This is a genomic window from Pseudomonas onubensis (genome assembly GCF_965653655.1).
In the GTDB taxonomy this organism is placed as follows: Bacteria; Pseudomonadota; Gammaproteobacteria; order Pseudomonadales; family Pseudomonadaceae; genus Aquipseudomonas.
On the sequence record NZ_CBFHAZ010000113.1, the window covers coordinates 1 to 20,466 of the forward strand.

The 20,466-nt window shown below is 61.1% G+C and carries 19 protein-coding genes; 9 read left to right on the forward strand and 10 right to left on the reverse strand.

All coding sequences use genetic code 11. The annotated features are described in order from the left end of the window. Positions 1-73: 73 nt before the first annotated feature. The gene (locus ACTD9P_RS25405; RefSeq protein ID WP_200430609.1) at positions 74-466 is read right to left on the reverse strand and encodes a VOC family protein; all 393 of its coding nucleotides are present in this window, start codon (positions 464-466) and stop codon (positions 74-76) included. Between the two features lie 221 nt (positions 467-687). On the opposite strand from ACTD9P_RS25405, the gene ACTD9P_RS25410 reads away from it, so the two are divergent. The 3 genes from ACTD9P_RS25410 (at position 688) to ACTD9P_RS25420 (ending at position 3,267) form a co-directional block, all read left to right on the forward strand. Next, on the forward strand, positions 688-1,623 hold the full coding sequence (locus tag ACTD9P_RS25410; protein WP_200430607.1) for a LysR substrate-binding domain-containing protein: 936 nt from the start codon (positions 688-690) through the stop codon (positions 1,621-1,623). 25 nt (positions 1,624-1,648) lie between these two features. Next, positions 1,649-2,836, forward strand: a complete 1,188-nt coding sequence (locus tag ACTD9P_RS25415) for a low temperature requirement protein A (RefSeq protein ID WP_438869846.1) — start codon at positions 1,649-1,651, stop codon at positions 2,834-2,836. 68 nt (positions 2,837-2,904) lie between these two features. Continuing rightward, positions 2,905-3,267 carry a 5-carboxymethyl-2-hydroxymuconate Delta-isomerase gene (locus ACTD9P_RS25420; protein WP_056857332.1) on the forward strand — a complete coding sequence of 121 codons (363 nt, stop codon included), beginning with the start codon at positions 2,905-2,907 and terminating at the stop codon, positions 3,265-3,267. A 3-nt stretch (positions 3,268-3,270) separates the two neighbouring features. On the opposite strand, the gene ACTD9P_RS25425 is transcribed toward ACTD9P_RS25420, so the two are convergent. The 4 genes from ACTD9P_RS25425 to ACTD9P_RS25440 all read right to left on the reverse strand — a co-directional run bounded on the left by ACTD9P_RS25425 (position 3,271) and on the right by ACTD9P_RS25440 (position 8,814). After that, positions 3,271-4,206: a LysR family transcriptional regulator gene (locus ACTD9P_RS25425; protein ID WP_438869847.1), complete on the reverse strand. Its 936-nt coding sequence runs from the start codon at positions 4,204-4,206 to the stop codon at positions 3,271-3,273. A gap of 136 nt (positions 4,207-4,342) precedes the next feature. Further along, complete coding sequence (locus ACTD9P_RS25430) at positions 4,343-5,530, reverse strand: cyanate transporter (protein ID WP_438869848.1); 1,188 nt, start codon at positions 5,528-5,530, stop codon at positions 4,343-4,345. Positions 5,531-5,749: 219 nt separating this feature from the next. Continuing rightward, positions 5,750-7,192, reverse strand: coding sequence for an aldehyde dehydrogenase family protein (locus ACTD9P_RS25435; RefSeq protein ID WP_438869849.1), 1,443 nt, complete (start codon positions 7,190-7,192; stop codon positions 5,750-5,752). Then, a complete protein-coding gene (locus tag ACTD9P_RS25440) occupies positions 7,189-8,814 on the reverse strand; it encodes a 5-guanidino-2-oxopentanoate decarboxylase (RefSeq protein WP_438869850.1) in 1,626 nt (541 codons plus the stop codon). Before ACTD9P_RS25440 ends, ACTD9P_RS25435 begins: the two co-directional genes overlap by 4 nt. Positions 8,815-8,924: 110 nt before the next feature. Between ACTD9P_RS25440 and ACTD9P_RS25445 the strand changes: the two genes are divergently transcribed. Then, positions 8,925-9,803 (forward strand): LysR substrate-binding domain-containing protein, encoded by an 879-nt coding sequence (locus ACTD9P_RS25445; RefSeq protein WP_138816269.1) that lies wholly within the window; start codon positions 8,925-8,927, stop codon positions 9,801-9,803. 114 nt (positions 9,804-9,917) lie between these two features. Here the strand turns inward: ACTD9P_RS25445 and ACTD9P_RS25450 are convergent, their stop codons facing one another. Then, positions 9,918-10,532 carry an NAD(P)-dependent oxidoreductase gene (locus ACTD9P_RS25450; RefSeq protein ID WP_438869851.1) on the reverse strand — a complete coding sequence of 205 codons (615 nt, stop codon included), beginning with the start codon at positions 10,530-10,532 and terminating at the stop codon, positions 9,918-9,920. Between the two features lie 33 nt (positions 10,533-10,565). After that, on the reverse strand, positions 10,566-11,432 hold the full coding sequence (locus tag ACTD9P_RS25455; RefSeq protein WP_438869852.1) for an MBL fold metallo-hydrolase: 867 nt from the start codon (positions 11,430-11,432) through the stop codon (positions 10,566-10,568). A 104-nt stretch (positions 11,433-11,536) separates the two neighbouring features. Between ACTD9P_RS25455 and ACTD9P_RS25460 the strand changes: the two genes are divergently transcribed. Both ACTD9P_RS25460 and ACTD9P_RS25465 read left to right on the forward strand, forming a co-directional pair. Then, entirely contained in the window at positions 11,537-12,442 is a 906-nt protein-coding gene (locus ACTD9P_RS25460) for a LysR family transcriptional regulator (RefSeq protein ID WP_438869854.1), read from the forward strand. 99 nt (positions 12,443-12,541) lie between these two features. After that, entirely contained in the window at positions 12,542-12,718 is a 177-nt protein-coding gene (locus ACTD9P_RS25465; protein ID WP_167353682.1) for a hypothetical protein, read from the forward strand. 104 nt (positions 12,719-12,822) lie between these two features. Here ACTD9P_RS25465 and ACTD9P_RS25470 read toward each other — a convergent pair whose 3' ends face one another. Beyond that, the gene (locus tag ACTD9P_RS25470) at positions 12,823-13,698 is read right to left on the reverse strand and encodes a helix-turn-helix domain-containing protein (protein ID WP_438869855.1); all 876 of its coding nucleotides are present in this window, start codon (positions 13,696-13,698) and stop codon (positions 12,823-12,825) included. Between the two features lie 190 nt (positions 13,699-13,888). Here ACTD9P_RS25470 and pobA point away from each other — a divergent pair, with 190 nt between their 5' ends. Next, on the forward strand, positions 13,889-15,073 hold the full coding sequence (gene pobA, locus ACTD9P_RS25475; protein ID WP_438869860.1) for a 4-hydroxybenzoate 3-monooxygenase: 1,185 nt from the start codon (positions 13,889-13,891) through the stop codon (positions 15,071-15,073). A gap of 71 nt (positions 15,074-15,144) precedes the next feature. Then, a complete protein-coding gene (locus tag ACTD9P_RS25480; RefSeq protein WP_438869856.1) occupies positions 15,145-16,662 on the forward strand; it encodes an MDR family MFS transporter in 1,518 nt (505 codons plus the stop codon). Between the two features lie 132 nt (positions 16,663-16,794). Here the strand turns inward: ACTD9P_RS25480 and ACTD9P_RS25485 are convergent, their stop codons facing one another. Both ACTD9P_RS25485 and ACTD9P_RS25490 read right to left on the reverse strand, forming a co-directional pair. Next, the gene (locus ACTD9P_RS25485; RefSeq protein ID WP_438869857.1) at positions 16,795-17,631 is read right to left on the reverse strand and encodes a cache domain-containing protein; all 837 of its coding nucleotides are present in this window, start codon (positions 17,629-17,631) and stop codon (positions 16,795-16,797) included. A 50-nt stretch (positions 17,632-17,681) separates the two neighbouring features. After that, a complete protein-coding gene (locus ACTD9P_RS25490; protein WP_438869858.1) occupies positions 17,682-18,446 on the reverse strand; it encodes a transporter substrate-binding domain-containing protein in 765 nt (254 codons plus the stop codon). Between the two features lie 356 nt (positions 18,447-18,802). Between ACTD9P_RS25490 and ACTD9P_RS25495 the strand changes: the two genes are divergently transcribed. Next, complete coding sequence (locus ACTD9P_RS25495; protein ID WP_438869859.1) at positions 18,803-20,173, forward strand: glutamine synthetase family protein; 1,371 nt, start codon at positions 18,803-18,805, stop codon at positions 20,171-20,173. Positions 20,174-20,466 lie beyond the last annotated feature (293 nt).

Below are 20,466 nucleotides of genomic sequence, written 5' to 3' on the forward strand. Positions count from 1 at the left end.
GTGTGTCAGCCACTGAAGTGTTGACTGATACACCGTATTCGCGAGCAAGCCCGCTCCCACATAAGATCTGTGTTCAGCCCACGATCGGCGTACAGAGTTCCACCAGCGTGCCATCCGGGCAACGCACATACGACACCACTTGCCCCCAGGGCTTGGTGCTGGGTGGCGACAGCTCCTTCGCACCGTGCAGCAGAGCCTTGGCATGGGCGACGAATACATCCTCAGTGACAAACCCCACCTCCATCCCCAGCGGCTTTCGGGAGGCGTGCGCCTCGACGTGCCCGCCGTCGAAGTTCAGTTCGCCCAACTCATGCGCGGCGAACGACAGCGTGGTGTCACCCGTTTCCAACTCGCCATAAGTGCCGGACTCATGCAAAAAACGGCGACTGAAACCGAAGGCTGTTTCAAAGAATGCCAGTGACGCGGCAACGTCAGGCACATAGATGATGGTGTAGGCGAATTTCAAGACAGGCACTCCTTGCTGAAAAATAACCGGTCAAGGCACCTGCACGGCGATAGGAAAACCCACGCTATGGCTAAGCCAATAATGACCAGCACGATAGCGATCCTTTGACCCTCAAGCGCTGATTTATAGTACCAAAGGCGCCGGATGAACAGTGTTCACATAGACGCAGCCCGCCGGGCTTTCTAAACTGCGGCTTGTCTTGGGGAAAGGGGCAGGCGCCGATGAATCGTAATGAACTACGCAAGGCCGACATCAACCTGATGGTGGTTTTCGAAGCACTGATGCTCGAGCGCAATGTAACGCGAGTGGCAGAGAAACTGTTTCTCGGCCAGCCGACCATCAGTTCGGCCCTCAACCGCTTGCGCACCTTGTTCAACGACCCGCTGTTTATTCGCGTCGGCCACCGCATGGAGCCCACCGCGCGGGCCGAGGAGATCATCCAGCATCTATCGCCGGCCCTCGATTCGTTGTCGTCAGCCTTGAGCCTGACCCACGATTTCGACCCAACCCAAAGCACCATGACCTTCCGCATCGGCTTGTCCGATGACGTCGAGTTCGGCTTGCTGCCGCCGCTGTTGCGGGCCTTGCGCCAGGAAGCGCCGTTGGTGGTGTTCGTGGTGCAGCACGTCGATTACTGGCGTATCCCCGACCTGCTGGCTTCCGGCGATATCACCGTGGGCATCACCCAGACCCGCGGCCTGCCGGCCAATGCCAAGCGCAAGTTGTTGCGGCATATCCGCCCCTGCCTGTTGCGTGCCGATGCCTCGGCTACACCGCTGACCCTCGACGAATATTGCGCCCGTCCCCATGTGCTGGTGTCTCACACCGCCAACGTGTCCGGGTTTGCCGATGAGTGGTTGGCCGAGATTGGTCGCAAACGGCATGTGGTGCTGTCTGTACCCCAATACAGTGCATTGCCGGCGCTGCTCGCCGGCACCGACATGATCGCCAGCCTGCCGGATTACACCGCCCATGCCATGGCCGCCGGCGGCAACCTGTTCTGTGAGCCGTTCCCGTTCGAAACCCCAACCCTGGACCTGTCCATGGTCTGGCTCAGCCACGTCGACACGGACCCTGCCGAACGCTGGATGCGTTCACGCTTGGAGGCGTTCATGAGTGAACGCGACAGGCTGCCGGTACTCGCAGAAAAATCTTGAGATAAGCCTTCAGGGAGATCCACCGATGACGTTATCCCGTTCTTTGCTGCGTGGGCGCGGCAGTCATGACAGCGGCAAGGTGGGGATGGTCGAGCTGTTCTTCGACCTGGTGTTCGTGTTCGCCGTGACCCAGTTGTCCCACTCGCTGCTGGCCCACCTGACCCTCGGCGGCGCCGTGCAGGTGGCGCTGATGATGGTCGCGGTGTGGTGGGTGTGGATCTTCACCTCATGGATCACCAACTGGCTCGACCCGGAAAAAATCCCCATCCGTATCGGCCTGTTCGGCTTGATGGTGGCCGGCCTGTTGCTGTCCTCATCAATCCCCAAAGCCTTCACCGATCGCGGCCTGTTGTTCGCCGGTGCCTACGTCTTTATGCAGGTGGGCCGCACGCTGTTCGCGTTGTGGGCCGTGCGCGGCGAGTCGCTGAACATGACCCGCAACTTTCAGCGGATCCTCGCATGGATGCTGTGTTCCGGGGTGTTCTGGATCAGTGGCGCGTTGGTCGAAGGCGAGCAGCGCCTGGCCTTCTGGGCGTTGGCGCTGCTGATAGAGCTGATATCGCCGTCGGTGTATTTCTGGGTGCCAGGGCTTGGGCGCTCGACCCTGGCGGACTGGAATGTCGAAGGCAACCACATGGCCGAGCGTTGCGGGCTGTTTGTGATTATCGCCCTCGGTGAATCCTTGCTGGTGACCGGTGCCACGTTCGCCGAGTTGCCCTGGAGCGTCGAAGGCCTGGGGGCTTTCCTGGTGGCCGTGGTGGGCAGCATTGCGCTGTGGTGGATCTATTTCGACAGCGGCGCCGAGCGCGCCCATCACCGGATTGCCAGCTCCGCCGACCCTGGCCGCCAGGCGCGGATCGCCTACACCTACCTGCACGTGCTGATCGTCGCCGGGATCATCGTCAGCGCGGTGGCCGACGAATTGGTGCTGGTGCATCCGGGGCACGCCAGCCAAGCGGGCATCGTGGCGATTATTGCCGGGCCGTTTTTGTTTTTGCTGGGCAGTGCGATGTTCAAGTGGGTGATGAGTGACCGACCGCTGCCACCGTTCTCGCACCTTGGCGGTTTACTGATGTTGCTGGTGCTGTTGCCGCTGGGGTTGCAACAGATGTTTTCGGCGCTGGCGCTGGGGGCGTTGACCACGGCGGTGCTGGTGATCGTGGCCTGCTGGGAAAGTCGTTCGTTGCGAGGGCTGACCGAAGTTTCACATTGAAATCGGTCTGACTTCGTTTAACTGCATGCTATATGTAGGTTTCTTTTCAAGCCCACTCGGAGCTTTTCATGCCGCACCTGCACCTGGAATATACCGCCAACCTGACTGGCCTCGCCGTCGAGAAAACTCTGCTGCGCCTGAACAACGTGCTGATGGCGTCCGGGCAGTTCGGTTCCGAATTCGATATCAAGAGCCGCGCAATCAAGGTCGAAAGTTTCCAGGTGGGTACTTCGCTCAGCCCGCGTGGTTTTATTGCGGTGAAGCTGTCGCTGCTCAGCGGGCGCTCACCGCAAGTCAAACAGCAGTTGTCGGAAAGCTTGTTGGCGGCCCTGCAGGACGCCGCTGAGTGGCCGGCTGATCTGCAGGTTCAACTCAGTGTCCAGTTGCTGGACATGGATCGTGACTCCTACAGCAAAGTCGCTATTGGCTGAGGGTTACAACAAGCCCTGATCGGCGCACACCTTGACGATCTGCTCACGAAGCCAGGTATTGGCGCTGTCCTGGCCGCTGGTTTCATTCCACTGCATGTCCAGGGTAAACCCCGGCAACCCGTTCGGCGCTTCGCAATGGCCGAACACGCTGGCCGGTGCCAGCAGCTTTTGCACACGGCGGGGCAGGGTGACGATAAAGTCGGTGCCGCTGACCATCTTCAAGGCGGCACTGTAGCTGTTGGCACGGGCAATCACCTGGCGCTTGTGGGCCTGGCGTGCAAGCCAGCCGTCGATCATGTTGGTGTCGGAGGTCCAGGGCGTGGGAAACACGTGGCGGCGTTCGACAAACGATTGCAGGCTAAAAGCCGGTTCGCGCGGGCTCGAACGTTTATCGAACACACACACCAAGTCGTCTTCCAGCAGCATCTGGGTCTTGAAGTCTTTGTAGGCACGGTGAAAGTGCGGGCCGAAACAAATCACCAGGTCGAGGCGGCCTTCGCGCAGGTCGGCGGCGGGCAGCTCGGTTTCGAGTTTTTGCACATTGACGATCACCGGCAAGTCGGCCCGATCGAAGTTCTTCAACAGGCGCGGCAAAATCAGTTGCTCGAAGTATTCCGGGGCACAGACGTTGAAGGTCACTGCCTTCTGCGTCGGGTCGAAGGCCTGGCTGCCGGCATGGCACAGGTTGATGCTTTCAAGGATCTTCTGCACGTGTTTGTACATGGTGGTGGCCTTGTACGTCGGGCGCATGCCGGCCCGCGTGTTGATAAACAGCTCATCCTCAAAACTGGTGCGCAGCTTCTTCAGGCTGTAGCTCACGGTTGACTGACTGACGAACAGCGTCTCGGACACCTCGGTAACGCTGCTCTGGTCATAGACGGCAATAAACACCATCAAGTCCTGCATATCGAGCTTTCTGAGCAAGTTACTGTTTAGCATCGGTTTCGTCCGTAAACCCTTTGTACCGAACTCAGTACAAGACTGGCAAAAGCTTAACGGAGCGGTCGTGCCAATAGAAAGCACTGTAGGACGTTTCTATGTTTGGTGTGGGACATAAAATGTTGGCAACACGACGTTACTGAATATGTCGGCTGTAATGCTTTGGATTGAAGCGTGTAACGATCACCAGCATCAGCACAATCACGCCGGTCAGTGACCACCAGGCCCATTCGAAGCTGCCGAGTTGATCGCGGATCATCCCGGCGATAAGTGGCGACAGGCCAGCAATCAGGTAGCCGATGCCTTGCACAAAGGCGGTCAGGCCGCCGGCACGGCGCGGGTTGTCCAGGTGGTCGAGGGACAGGATCAGGCTCATCGGGAACAGGCCGCCGATGCCCAGGCCAAGCAGGCACGGCCACAGCAGGCTGAGATGTTGCGGGCTGAGAATGAGGCCGCAGAAGCCAAAGATGATCAACACCAGCAACACGGCGACCACCCCGCGTTTATCCTGGCGACGGTTGGCGATGGCCGGGGTAATCAGGCCGGAGATCACTTCCATCGCGGTCAGAAAACCCAGCAACAAACCGGCGTTCTGTTCGCTCCAGCCTTGCTCCACGTAGTACGGCGCCAACCACGCCAGCACACAGGTGTAGGACGCCGTACCCAGGCCAAAAAAGACCGCCAGCAACCAGGCGCGGCGGTTGCCGAAAAACGACGCCTGTTTACCCGGCCCGGCTTGGGACAATGGTGGCAGCGCCGCGCGCTGGGCGTACCAGCACACCAGGGCAATCAATGCCAGTACCGACCAGGTCGCCAGGCCGATGCGCCAGCTGCCGGTCTGCACTTGCACGAATGGCGCGAACGACGCCGCCAGCGCTGCGCCGCCCATGATTGCGGTGACGTACAGGCCCATGAACAGCGAAACATTGTCACTGAAGCGCGACTTGATCAGCGCCGGCATCAACGCCTGGATCAGCGCGATACCCACACCGGCCGCCATTGCGCTGACGATCAGCTCCAGCGCCGAATCCACAAACAACCGCGACAGCGTGGCCAGACCGATCACCACCAGCGACACCACAATGCTGCGGTGCTCGCCAAGCCGCTTGGCCAGGCCCATGCCAAAAAACATCGCCAGGCCCATGGCCATGACCGGCAGCATGGTCAGCAAGGCCGCGCTGCTGAAACTCAATGGCACATCACCGCGAATCGACGACAGCAGTGGGCCGACGGCGGCCATTGACGGGCGCAGGTTAAGCGCGACCAGCACAACGCTGATCATCAGCCACACGGCGGTGGCGGGTTTTGCCTGAACGTTTTCCATGGGTGGGCCTTGAGTGAACAAGGGCGAATCAGGCCATGGGCGGGGCAACGGGGCAAATCAGAAAGTCGCTGGGGCTATCTAAAAATTGCGAATAGCAGGCGCACCGCAAAACAAAATGTGGGAGCGGGCTTGCTCGCGAAAGCGGTGTGTCCGTCAAAGATGTTCTAACTGATTAATCGCATTCGCGAGCAAGCCCGCTCCCACAGGGGACCTACTGCGTTACAGAGCGCGAATCACATGCTTGATCTCCTGAAACGCCGCCAACCCCCACGGCCCAAGCTCTCGGCCGATACTGCTCTGCTTGTAACCGCCCCACGCCGTTTGCGGGAAGATCACCTGCGGTGCGTTGATCCACACCAGGCCCGCCTGCAAGGCATTCGCCACGCGTTCAGCGGTTTCGACATTGGCGCTCACCACACTGGCGACCAGGCCGAAATCGCTGTCGTTGGCCAGGGTGATGGCCTCGGCTTCAGTGGCAAAGCGCCGTACACACAGCACCGGGCCGAAGATCTCTTCATTCCACAAGGCGCTGCCCAACGGCACGTCGGTAAACACCGTTGGGCGAATGAAAAACCCTTTTTCCAGGTTCGCCGGGCGGGCGCCGCCACACAACAGCCGCGCGCCCTCATCGATGCCGCGCTGGATATGCCCCAGCACCCGCTGATATTGCGCACGGTTGATCAGCGCGCCCATCTCCACATCCTCGGCAAACGGGTCCGCCACGCGAATCGCTTCAGCCCGTGCCTGCAAACGCAGCAGGAATTCATCTGCCAGGTTGTCGGCCACCAACACGCGACTGGTGGCCGAACAGATCTGCCCCGCGTTGAAAAACCCACCGCCACAGGCCAGCTCCACCGCCAGGTCGAGGTCGGCATCGGCCAACACCAGCAATGAAGATTTGCCGCCCAGCTCCAGGCTCACACCCTTGATGGTTTCGGCGGCGCGCTGCATCACCTGCACGCCCACCGCATTGCTGCCGGTGAAGGAGATTTTCGCCACGCGACGGTCCGCCGCCAGCGGCGCACCGACCGCAAGGCCGGTGCCACACACCAGGTTGAACACACCCGCAGGGAAGCCGGCTTCGGCAATAATCCGCGCCAATTGCAACTCTGCCAGGGGCGTGACTTCCGACGGCTTAAGCACCACGCAGCAACCGGCCGCCAATGCAGGGGCGAGCTTCCAGGCGGTGGTCACCATCGGGAAATTCCACGGCACGATCAAGCCCACCACGCCGCATGGTTCGCGGCGCAGGCGTGCGCTGAAATCGTCGCTGGGCAATGCCACCGGGCTGTCTTGTCCTGCGTCCATCGCGTCGCAGAGGCCAGCGTAGTATTCGAAGGTGGCGATCACGTCATCCACATCAATACCGGCTTCAAACAGCGGCTTGCCGTTGTTGCTCGACTGCAACTGCATCAGCGGTTCACGTTGCTCGCTCACACCTTGGGCGACCTTGCGCAACAGGGCGCCGCGATCACGGCCGCTGCTTTTTGACCAATCGACAAAAGCCGCGCTGGCTGCATCAACCGCCAGCTGCACTGCTGAGGCATCGCCCACGCTGACGTGGGCCAATGTCGCTTCGGTGGCCGGGTTAATCACCTCCAGCAGCGCATGGCCCGCTTGCCATTGGCCATTGATAAACACACCGTTCAAGACTGCGTTCATACGGCCACCTCCCGCATCCACAGCCCTTGGTCGATTTCAATCAGTGTCGGCCCCTGGCGATCCGCGGCGGTGCGCAACGCGCTGCGCAAAGGCTCGATGCCCTGGATACGTTCTGCGGCGCAACCCAAGGCCTTGGCTACGCCGATAAAGTCCGGGGTGTAGATGTCCACACCAACCGGTTCGATGGCGCGGTTGAGCATGTATTTCTTGATCTCTTCATAGCCCTGGTTATTCCACAGCAACACAATCACCGGCACCTGCGCCTCTACCGCGCTGGCCAGTTCCGGCAGGGAAAATTGCAGGCCGCCGTCGCCGATCAGGCACACCACCGGCTGGCCGTCACCTCGACCCAGCCAGGCACCGATGGCGGCGGGCAGGGCGTAGCCCAAGGTGCCGTAGCCGGTGGACGAATTGAACCAGCGGCGTGGGTGGTCAAGGTTCAGGGTCAGGTTGCCGCTGTACACCGGCTGGGTGGAGTCACCCACCAGCACAGCGTTGGGCAGCGCTTGCAGCACGGTGTTGAGGAACAGGGTTTGTGCGCGGGTGGCCGTGTCCCAGGTGGGCGCCAGTTCGGCCCACAAACGCGCGACTCGTTCAGCACCCCAATCGCCGTTGCGGGCCAGCAATGGGGTTTTATCCAATTCGCCCAGCAAGGCTTCGGCGGCTATTTGCGCATCGGCCACCAGTGCCACGTGCGGCGGGTAGTTGCGCACCGTCTGGTCGGGGTCGATGTCGATACGCAGCAGTGCGCCGGGGATCTCGAAGCCGCCGGCGAAGGTCACGTCGTAGTCGGTTTCCGCAAGCTCGGTGCCGATGGCCAGCACCACGTCGGCTTCAGCGACCAGCGCACGGGTGGCGAGCAGGGTTTGCGTCGAGCCGATCAGCAGCGGGTGCGTCGATGGCAACAGGCCTTTGGCATTAATGGTCAGCGCGACCGGCGCGCCAAGGGTTTCAGCCAGGCGCGTCAGCTCTGGCGCGGCATCGATGGCACCGCCACCGGCCAGGATCAGCGGCCGTTTGGCCGAGGCGAGCAACTGGCTCATCTGCTTGACCGCCGACGGCGCTGCGCCTGCGCGGGCGACGCTGACCGGCAAGCTGGTCAGCAATGCATCGGCGTTCTCCACCAGCACATCCAGCGGGATCTCGATATGCACCGGGCGTGGTCGCCCGGCCTGGAACACCGCAAACGCCCGCGCCAGCACGCCAGGCAACTCTGCCGCCGACATCAAGGTATGGGAGAACGCCGCCACGCCGGCGATCATTGCGCTCTGGTTCGGTAGCTCATGCAATTTGCCGCGCCCGCCACCCAACTGGCTGCGCGACTGCACGCTGGAAATCACCAGCATGGGGATCGAGTCAGCGTAGGCCTGGCCCATGGCGGTGGTGATATTGGTCATGCCCGGGCCGGTGATGATGAAGCACACGCCGGGTTTGCCGCGGGTGCGTGCATAGCCGTCGGCCATAAAACCGGCGCCCTGTTCGTGGCGCGGGGTGACATGGCGAATGCTGGAACGCGCCAGGCCGCGATACAGTTCAACGGTGTGTACGCCGGGAATGCCGAACACCTGGTCCACGCCGTAGCTTTCCAGGAGGTTGACCAATACTTCGCCGCAGGTCGCCATACATGTCGCTCTTGTTATTGATTCGAGGCGCTATTGGAGCGGCTGGCCCGTAGCGGCAACAATCGATAAAAAGTCATACTAGCCATGTCCCCACGTCATGGCTTGCCCCGATGAAACGCCTTCCACCACTGCCTGCGCTGCACACGTTTTGGGTCACCGCCCAGTGCTGCAACTTCACCCGCGCCGCCGAGCAACTGCACATCACCCAAGGCGCGGTGAGCCGTCAGATCGCGGGGCTGGAAAGCCATCTGGGTTACGCCCTGTTCCAGCGCCAGGCGCGGGGCTTGAGCCTGACCGAAGAAGGCCGTGAATGGTCGTTGCGTGCCCAGCAAGTATTCGGCCTGATCGGTGACGCGGTGGAGCAGATCGGCAGCCGCCGCGCCACCCTGCAACTCAAGGCCTCCACCTGTGTGATGCGCTGGCTGCTGCCGCGCCTGATGCAATGGCAAAAGGAACGCCCGGAGGTGCCGGTAGAGCTGACCACTACCGTGGCCTACACCGTGGACTTTCGCCGAGAGCAATTTGACGCGGCGGTAATTTACGCGCCCATCGCCGAGCAGTCGGCTGAGGCACGGCACCTGTTTGACGAGCAACTCACGCCCGTCTGCGCACCGGCGTTACTCGGCGGTTTGCACACACCAGCAGACTTGCAGCAACAGGTGCTGCTGCACCCCACGCGGGACGAGCGGGATTGGGCGTTGTGGTTAAAGGCGGCGAATACGCGATTGAGCAACCTGGCCCAGGGGCATCATTTCGAGACGCTGGACCTGGCCATGACGGTAGCGTCCCAAGGCTCGGGCGTGGCGATTGGCGACAGTGCGCTGATTGGCGAGGATGTTAAAGCCGGACGGCTGGCCACGCCGTTTGAACTGCGGGTGCCGACCGGGATGGGTTATTACCTGGTGTACCCGCCGGGGACTGAGCCTTCGGCTGGGCTGCAAGCGTTGATGGCCTGGCTGGTGAGCGAGGCACACCAGCCCACACACTGAAGATCAAATGTGGGAGCGGGCTTGCTCGCGAATGCGGTGTATCAGGCAGAGATGTTCTAACTGAACCACCGCATTCGCGAGCAAGCCCGCTCCCACAGTTTTGATCGCGCCGGGTCAGTAACCGACGGTGAAGCGTTGGCGCGAGTGCTTCGGTGTTTCCACTTCGTCGATCAGCGCAATGGCAAAGTCAGCAAAACTGATCCAGCTACGGCCTTCGGCGCTCACCAGTAGATCGTCCTGGCCCAGACGGAATTTGCCGGTGCGCTCGGTTTCAACAAACTCCGCTGACGGCGACAGGAAAGTCCAATCCAGTTCTTTTTCCTGACGCAGCACGTCGAGAAACTCAGCACCGGCGCTGGCTTCGGCTTTGTATTCAGCCGGGAAACCCTCGCTGTCGATCACGCGAGCGCCACCTGGCGACAACAACGAACCCGCACCGCCTACCACCAGCAGGCGTTTTACGCCGGCTTTTTTCACCGGGCCGATCACGGCGCTGGCGGGCAGGGTGGCGAAGTGCGCCGCACTGATCACCACGTCGTTGCCGCTTACCGCTTGCTGCAAGGCAGCCGCATCAAGGGCGTCGACTTTTTTTACGCTAAGGCCTGGGCGTGCAGCCAGCGTGTCGGTATTACGCGCAATGGCAGTAACGGTATGCCCACGACGCAGTGCTTCTTCCAGCAGTTGGCTACCGGCACGGCCGGTGGCACCAATGATTGCAATCTTGCTCATGACGTTCTCCAGTACGTTAGGGTTTAAAACCAATCACCACTTCATTTCGCCCTTGGCGACTTTGGCACCCAGTTCCAGGCTGCTTTCGTCTTCAAGGTTCGGGTAACGCTTTTTCATCGCCGCGATCAGCGCAGCCGAGTCCTTGGCCTTGGCGGTCTCGATATCGAAGGCCTTGATGTAGTCGGCGGTAAAGGCCACGGACTGCACGGTCGGTGTGCCCAGGTAGTGGCCCGGGATAACGGTGGCCGGTTTCAGGTCCTGGATACGTTGCAAGGTGGCCAGCCAATCGGTGTGGGATTTGGCGGTTTGCGTGTCGGCCATCCACACGTGGGTGTTTTCAAACACCACGACGCCACCGATGACGGCCTTGATCGACGGGATCCACACAAAGGTGCGCTCCGGCTGCGGACCGTCCAGGCCGATCACTTCCAGGCTTTTGCCTTCCAGTGTCAGGGTATGGCCCTGCAACACTTGCGGGATGATGGCTTTGCTTGGCTTGTCAGCGCCGAGTTTCGGGCTCCAGAACGCGATTTTTTGCTCGACGGTGGCCTTGATATGGTCCACCACCGGCTGGGTGGCCAGCACTTTGGCGTCGGGGAACGCGGCGGTCAGGGTGTCGAGGCCGAAGTAGAAGTCCGGGTCGCCGTCGCTGACGTAGATGGTGGTGAGGTGTTTGCCGCTGCTGCGGATTTTCTGCACCAGTTGCTCGGCTTGGGTCTTGCCGAACTGGGCGTTGACCAGGATGAGGTCTTTTTCACCGCTGACCAGCACCGAACTGACCGGCATCATGGCCGAGGTGCCAGGGTTGTAGGCGTCCAGCTTCAGGTCTGCAGCCGCAGCATGGGCAGCGAACGCCAGGGCGGCCGAAGCCAGGGCCAATCGTTTAAGTACCGAGATCATGTGCAGCTCCAGCAGCAGGTAAGTGATGCACAGAGCTTAGTTGCACCAAACGCAACAAAAAATGCGATGCTTGGACATAGTTTGTTTCTAAAAGCGTGCAAATCATGGATCGTCTTCAAGCAATGCGGGTGTTTGTCACGGTGGTTGACCTGGGCAGCCAGTCCGCTGCGGCCGATCAGTTGGACCTGTCGCGGCCGGTGGTTTCGCGCTATCTGGCCGAACTTGAGGACTGGGTCGGTGCGCGCTTGATGCATCGCACCACGCGCAAGCTCAGCCTCACTGCCGCCGGCAGTGAAACGCTGCCGCGCTGCCGGCAAATGCTCGAGCTGTGCAGTGACATGCAGGCGGCCGTCAGTGAGCCGGATGAAGCGCCACGCGGCCAGTTGCGCCTGAGTGTCAGCAGCTCTTTCGGCCAGGCGCAACTGGCGGACGCCGTGGCCGAATACGTCAAGCGCTTCCCGTTGGTCAGCATCGACCTGCAGATGCTCGACCGCACAGTGAACCTGGTGGATGAGCGCATCGATCTGGCCATCCGCACCAGCTTCGAGCTGGACCCCAACCTGATCGCGCGCAAGCTCACGCTGTGCCGTTCGGTGATCTGCGCGTCACCGGCGTACCTGCTGGAGCATCCGCAGCCCCGGCAAGTCCACGACTTGGCGGAGCACAACTGCCTGACGCATTCTTACTTCGGCAAAAGCCTGTGGCATTTCACCGAGAACGGCGAGCCAGTGTCGGTGGCGGTGCAGGGCAATATCACCGCCAACGAGGCCACCACGCTGTTGCGGGTAACGCTGGCGGGCGCCGGGGTGGCGCGTTTGCCCAGTTATCAGGCGGGGGATTACATCCGCAGTGGCGAATTGGTCCGGCTGCTGCCCGAAGCCGAGCCACAGCAAATGAATGTCTACGCCGTGTATGCCTCGCGCAAACACATGCCGTTGGCGCTGCGCAGCCTGCTGGATTTTCTGGTGGTGCGGTTCCCGGAAGAACCGGTGTGGGATATCGGTCTGTAAAGCCGACATAAAGATGTTGAATGACGCCCAATAATGGCAACTCGCCCTGACTGACCTATGCTTTAAACAGCACCGAGTCGATCTATTGAGAGGTGTGCCATGACCCTAAAAATTAGAAAGTACCTGATGATTTTCATCCTGTCCGCGCTGGCCACCGCGCTGTACGGCACGGCCGCCTACCGGGTTGAACAGACCCGCATGCAGCCGACCTTCGCGATCAGTTGCCATCAGGACCTATGTGTTCCGCGTACAGGCAGTTTCAGCGCGCTCAGATGATCGTTCCCACGCTCCGCTTGGGATGATCGTTCCAACGCTCTGCGTGGGATGATCGTTCCCACGCTCTGCGTGGGAATGCAGCCCAGGACGCTCCGCGTCCCGCATCAATCGGCCTTCAGTTGCTCGCGAAACGCTTTAGGCGAAAACCCCACCCGGCGGCGGAACAGCCGGGAGAAGTTGGTCGGGTCGGAAAACCCCAACACCTCCGACATCTCATTGATGGTCATGCTGGTATAGGTCAACAGGCGCTTGGCTTCCAGCAACTGGCGGTCATGCATGATCTGCAAGGCAGGCTGCCCACCCAATTCCCGACACGTACCGTTCAGGTGTGAGACCGAGATGCCCAGCTTGTGGGCCAGGTCTTCAATCTTCGGGTGTTCGCGGTAATGCTGCTCGACCAACTGCGTGAAGCGCCGAAAATATTCACGCCCACGCGGCGCACGCGGATGGCGGCGCTGGATCGCCTGGCGGCTGATCCACACCAGCAGCACGCTGACCAGGGCGTGCATCATCATGTCGCGGGCCGGTTGTTCATCGGCGTACTCATCCTGCAGGCGGGCAAACAGGCTGTTGAGGTAGTCGCTGTCCTTGCCGGCCGGGTAATTGCCCAGAGCTTGCAAACCGTCCACCGTCGCGCCCAGCTGTGTCTGCAAATGGCTGACCAGCGGCGCGGCCAGCGTCACGATAAAACCTTCCACATCTTCAGAAAACCGAAACCCGTGTACGCACAACGGCGGCAGCACCTGCAAGGTGGCTTCGCTGAGCGTGGTGCGCTGTCCTTCGATTTCCAGTTGCGCCTGGCCTCTGTGTACGTACAGCAATTGGCACAGATCCGCGTGCCGGTGGGGTTGGATTTCCCACTGGTATTCCCGGCTCCGTCGGGAAATGGTTTCACAGTGCAACAAATCCGGGGTCGGCCATTGCTGGCTTTCTCCGTAAAGCTTGAAGACCGGAATCGCGGGACTGGCAGTTTTGGTCATGGTTTCAATCCGATACTCAGGATAGTGGTGCGGTAATCGCCCCAATTGGCAAAAAGCGCAGGCTTTGTCTCAGTTTTCACCTTCTTATGGCGGTCACTCAAGTGAAAAATGATCAGCAACAAGATGAATGACAACTCTTTCACCTGATCCGTTCGGGTGGAGCTTGCGGGCCATAAAAATAATGAAAACGCTGAAAACCCAAGTCGCCATTATTGGCGCCGGTCCCTCCGGATTGCTGCTCGGTCAACTGCTGCACAACGCCGGTATCCAAACCCTGATTCTAGAGCGCCAGAGCGCCGACTACGTGCAAGGCCGCATCCGCGCCGGGGTGCTGGAGCAAGGCATGGTCGACCTGCTGCGCGAGGCGGGCGTGAGCCGACGCATGGACGCCGAAGGCCTGGTACACGACGGCTTTGAGTTGGCGCTCGATGGCCAACTGACCCATATCGACCTCAAGGGCTTGACCGGCGGCCAGTCGGTGATGATCTACGGCCAGACCGAAGTCACCCGCGACCTGATGGCCGCCCGCGAGGCTGCCGGCGCTGTGACCCTGTACGAAGCGCGCGACGTGCAGCCCCATGACCTTAAAACTGATCGACCCTGGCTGACCTTTGAACATGACGGCGAACAATTTCGCCTGGACTGCGACTACATCGCCGGGTGCGATGGTTTCCACGGCGTGGCGCGCCAGTCGATTCCGACGCAGTCGTTGCAGGTGTTCGAGCGTGTCTATCCGTTCGGCTGGCTTGGCATCCTCGCCGATACGCCGCCGGTGCATGACGAGCTGGTGTATGCCAAACATTCACGTGGCTTTGCGTTGTGCAGCATGCGCTCGCCGACCCGCAGCCGCTATTACCTGCAGGTGCCGGTCGATGAGCCTCTGGATGATTGGTCGGATGAGCGTTTCTGGGCCGAGTTGAAAACCCGCCTGCCCAGCCGGTTGGCTGAGCAACTGGTCACCGGGCCTTCAATCGAAAAAAGCATCGCGCCGCTGCGCAGCTTTGTGGTCGAACCCATGCAGTACGGGCGCCTGTTCCTGTTGGGTGACGCCGCGCATATCGTGCCGCCCACCGGCGCCAAAGGCTTGAACCTGGCGGCCAGTGATGTGAGCACCTTGTTTCGGATCATGCTCAAGGTGTACCGCGAGGGCCGCGTGGACCTGCTGGAAAAATACTCGGCCATCTGCCTGCGCCGGGTGTGGAAGGCCGAGCGGTTTTCCTGGTGGATGACCTCGATGTTGCACCAGTTCCCGCAAGCCGACGGCTTCAGCCAGCGCATTGCGCAGAGCGAGCTGGAGTATTTCATTCACTCGCAGGCGGGGCGCAAAACCATCGCAGAAAATTACGTCGGGCTTCCTTACGAAGCTATCGAGTAGCCTGCTATCGTATCCAGCATTCCCGCAGGCCCTTCCTTCCTTGCCTGCGGGCCTTGCTCGAAGGTTCTGCCGTGACCAGCGTCAACCAACCCGCTCCACCCGTTCCTGCCGTTCGCAGTGTGCTCGCCGCCTTGATGCTGGCGATTTTCCTGGGCGCCCTGGACCAGACCATTGTCGCCGTGTCGATGCCGGCCATTTCCGCGCAGTTTCACGATGTAAACCTGCTGGCCTGGGTGATCTCCGGCTATATGGTGGCGATGACCGTGGCCGTGCCGATCTACGGCAAGCTCGGCGACCTGTACGGGCGTCGACCGATGATGTTGATCGGCATGGGCGTGTTCACCCTGGCCTCGCTGTTCTGCGGCATGGCGCAAAGCATGGAGCAGTTGGTGCTGGCGCGGATTCTGCAGGGCATCGGCGCCGGCGGGATGATCTCGGTGAGCCAGGCGATCATCGGCGACATCATCCCGCCCCGTGAGCGTGGGCGTTACCAGGGCTATTTCAGTAGCATGTACGCGGTGGCCAGTGTGGCCGGGCCGGTGCTGGGCGGGTACATGACCGAGTACCTGTCGTGGCGCTGGGTGTTTTTGATCAACCTGCCGCTGGGCGCCGGCGCCTGGTACGTGGCGCACCGCACACTGGTGGGCCTGCCGGTGCCGCAGCGCAAGCCGATTATCGATTACCTCGGCACCGTGCTGATGATCATCGGCCTGACTGCCTTGCTGCTGGGCATCACCGAAATCGGCCAGGGCCATCATTGGCGTGACGAGCAAGTGCTGGGGCTGTTGGCCTGCGCGTTGGTGGCCTTGACGGTGTTCGTGTGGCACGAACGCCGGGCGCGCGAGCCGTTGTTGCCGATGCACCTGTTCGCCAACCGCAGCGCGGTGCTGTGCTGGTGCACGATTTTCTTCACCAGCTTCCAGGCGATTTCCCTGACGGTGTTGATGCCGTTGCGTTATCAGACGGTGACCGGCTCGGGTGCCGACAGCGCCGCCTTGCATTTGCTGCCGTTGGCCATGGGCTTGCCGATGGGCGCCTATTTTGCCGGGCGCATGACCTCGGTGACCGGGCGTTATAAACCGATGATTCTGACCGGCGCGTTCTTGAGCCCGCTGGCGATTCTCGGCATGGCCTACAGCGCGCCGCAGGCAGTAGAACTCACGGCGGTGTTTATGCTGCTGTGCGGGATTGCGGCGGGGATGCAGTTTCCGACGTCCCTGGTGGGCACACAGAACTCGGTGGAGCAGCGCGACATTGGCGTGGCTACCAGCACCACTAACCTGTTCCGCTCGTTGGGCGGGGCGGTCGGTGTGGCGTGCATGTCGGCGCTGTTGCTGGCGTTGTTGCAGGATTCAAGCTTTGCGCATTTGGCCAGCGGTGCGCTGGGGGCTGAAGGCAGTTCCGGCAACGTGTTGCTCGACGGCCTGAACGCCGCGCCGGGGCCAGCGCAGGATGCCTTGCGCGGGGAACTGGCGGTGACATTCCGGCATTTGCTGATGGTCAGTGCGGCGGTGTCGTTGCTGGGGTTGGCGGCGGCGATTGCGATGCCCAATCGTGTGCTGCGTGGCCGTGAAGACAAAGCGAAATAACTGACACAACAGCAATCCAAATGTGGGAGCGGTCTTGCTCGCGAATGCGGTAATTCAGTTGAAACATCTGTGACTGACACGCCGCATTCGCGAGCAAGCCCGCTCCCACAATGGATTGTGTTCCAATTCAACTCAGGGGCTGTAGTACCCAACCGCCACCATGAAATGCCCGGCCTTGCGCACGTACGCATGCTTGTTTTCAACCTTGTCGGTCACCGGGTTCTTCCAGCGGTACTTGTATTCCCCCTGATCCTGCTCGGCCATCAACTTCAGGATCGGCTCACCCACTGGCTTGCCATCCGGGTCTTTGATCTTGCGAAAGTCGGTATTGACCAGTCGCAAGTTAGTGCCATGCGCCACATAGCGCCCGGTATTCAGGTCGACCACAAACACATACAAATCATCCTGCAAAAAGCCGCCCTGCAATGAATTAATCGATTTGAGCGTGCCGGCTTCATCTTTGATCAGCGCATTCACTGCCTTGTTGCGCAGCGCCCGGGCCTGCTCCGGCGTGGCCCGTGGCAAGTAATAACCCACCGCGAGAATGCGCTCACCCACGCGTTGATAAAACACATGCTTGTGCTCAACCTTGCCGTCGTTCCAGTTCTGCCAGCGGTAGTCGGCTTGTTGAATGCCTTGGCCTTCGGGCACGGTCAGTGCCTGTTTGAACGAGGCTTGCAGGTCTGGCCCGAGCACCTCGGACACATCACGGCCGATCAACGCTGAGGACGGGCCGCCGCTGGCCAATAGCACACCCTGGGTATCGACCACGAACACATAGCGGTCATGGTCGATAAACTCGCCCTGGCGACTGAACGCGGCGAAGGCTTTGTCGCCGTTGCTTTGGAAGTAAGTCACAGCCTTTTCCAGCAACGCCTTGGCGGCCTGGGCGTCCTCATCCTGAGTGGCCGCGTGCACCTGGCTGAAACCCAACAGCAGCAGGCAGGTGAGTCGGAGCAATCCCTTCATTACCGATCCCTCTTTATTGTTGATGTGAGCACAGCGTAGACGGCTCCTGCTCAGGGCGCCGCCAGCCACTGATTGACGATGCCGTCATACACCCCGGTGGCCATGCTCAAGTGCAGCCACTGGTCGACATAACTTTTCCACGCCACATCGTCGCGGGGCAGCAAAAAGGCTTTTTCGCTGTATTGCATCTGCCGCTCGGGGTTGACCGCACACAGCCCAGGCTTCTGTTTTTGCTGGTAGCGCGCTTCGCTGGCGTCGGTGATCATCACGTCGGCCTTGCCCGCCAGCAGTTCGTCGAAAATCGTCACGTTGTCATGCAGGCGAATCTGCGCTTTGGCCAGGTGGGCGCGGGCAAACACCTCGTTGGTGCCGCCCGCCGGCTCGATCACGCGCACCTGCGGCTGGTTGATCTGCTCGACGCTCTGGTAACGCTGCACATCGGCGCAGCGCACCAGCGGGATCTTGCCGTCCACGCCGAGAGGCTGGCTGAAGAAGGCTTTTTTCTGGCGCTCCAACGACACCGAAATACCGCCCACCGCGATGTCGCAGCGCTGGGCGAGGAAGTCCGGCATCAGGGTTTTCCAGGTGGTGGGCACCCACTTGATGTTGGCGTTGAGGCTCTTGGCCAGGGACTCCGCCATGGCGATATCAATGCCTTCGTAGCGCCCATCGGCACGCAACGCGGTGTAGGGCTTATAGTCGCCGGTGGTGCAGACGCTGAGGGTGCCGTTTTGCAGCACCTCGTCCAGGCGTGAGTCGGCCAGGGCGTGGCTGGTCACGCTTGCCAGTAAACAGAAGGCCAGGGGCGCTTTCATGCGGTCGAATCCTTGGGCATGCTCGGGTCGCCATTATTTCCAGCTAAACGCGGGGATGGCAATTGTTTAGCCAGGCTGCAACCAAACTCCGTCAACCCGCAATTGAACAACCTTTGCGCGCGTGTGACGCTGCCGGGCATCTACCTCACTGTGAATTTCGCATGGACGGCTCTCCCGACACTCACCTCGCGACACTGCCGTCCGCGCTGGCCTTTTGGGCGCTGTTCCACTGCCGACACGCGCGCCCACCAGATACCTTTCTCCTACGTTGATCTGCCCCATGGATGACGCGCACCTGTGCGCATCTGCCCGGCGGCGCGCCTGCGCCTGCCTGACGCAAACGTATGAGAGTTCCCATGAGTGTTTTTGCCAGCCTGCAAGAAGCCCAGTCTTTTCTTGAGCAGCACCCGGACATCGAAATGTTCGAGCTGTTTATCCTCGACAACAATGGCGTACCGCGCGGCAAGTTGCTGCACCGCGACGAACTGCTGGCGGTGTATGAAAGTGGTCGCCCGTTGCCCAGCACCATTTTGGGCCTGACGATTAACGGCGACGACGTGGAAAACTCCGGGCTGGTGTGGGAAGTCGGCGATATCGACTGCCGCGCCTACCCGGTCAGCGGCAGCTTGCAGCGCATGCCGTGGCGCCTGATCCCGACAGCCGCAGTGCAAGTCAGCATGCACCCCACCGAAGGCCTGCCCGCCACCGTGGCGGACCCTCGGCATGTGCTGGCCAAGGTGATCGACGGCCTCAAGGCCGACGGTTATTACCCGGTGATGGCGGCGGAATTGGAGTTTTACCTGCTCGACCACAAACCCGACAGCAACGGCCGCCCGCAACCGGCGCGGGATGTTGACGGTAATCGCCCACGCTCGACCCAGGTATACGGCCTGCGTGAGCTGGAGCAGATCGAGCCGTTCCTGGCCGACCTCTACAGCGCTTGCAAGCTGCAAGGCATTCCGGCGCGCACGGCGATTTCCGAGTACGCGCCGGGCCAGGTGGAAATCACCCTGGAACATCGCGCCGATGCTCTGCAGGCTATGGACGAAGCGGTGCGCTATAAGCGCCTGGTCAAGGGCGTGGCGCATAAGCATGGGATGACGGCCTGCTTTATGGCCAAGCCGTTCGATGACCTGGCGGGCACCGGCATGCACATGCATGTGAGCCTGGCGGATGCCCAGGGCAATAACCTGTTCGCCAGTGAGGCGGCCGATGGCACGCCGCTGCTGCGCCAGGCCGTGGGCGGCATGCTCAGCACCTTGCTCGATTCGCTGCTGATGTTTTGCCCGAATGCCAACTCTTATCGGCGTTTCCAGACCAACAGTTATGCGCCGCTGGCGGCTACTTGGGGCGTGGATAACCGTACCGTCAGCCTGCGCGTGCCGGGCGGGCCGGCTCATTCGCGGCATATCGAACACCGGATTTGCGGGGCCGATGCCAATCCTTACCTGGCTGCCGCTGCCATCCTGGCGGGTATTCACCGAGGTATTCGCGAACAGCGTGACCCTGGGGCGCCGGTGGAGGGCAACGGGTACGCCCAGGCCGAGGAGCTGCTGCCCACTGACTGGCTTACCACCTTGCGTGCGCTGGAGGGGTCAAGTTGGGCGCGGGATGCGTTTGGCAGTGAATTCCTCGGCGTTTATTTGGCGGTGAAACGTGCGGAGTATCGGCAGTTTATGGGTGAGGTGGGGGAGCAGGATTGGCGTTGGTATTTGCATCAGGCGTGATCTGCTGGGGGGTGTGTATATCCGTTATCTGGGTAACGGCCGCCTATGGTTCCGCTCTTACAGCGGGTCACTTTTGGCAAACGCCCCAAAAGTAACCAAAAGGTCTGCGCCCCACCACTTGGCACCTCGCTAAGGCTCGGTGTGCCCTCACTCCGGCTTGAATCCGTGGGCCGCCGCGATGGGCCATCCTTGGCCCAGCGCGGCTAACCCGGCGTCCTGCCGGGTTACCCACGGATTCAAGCCTGCGTTCGGCCATCGTGGTTAACGGGGCGCCTCAGATCAAAATCAAGATC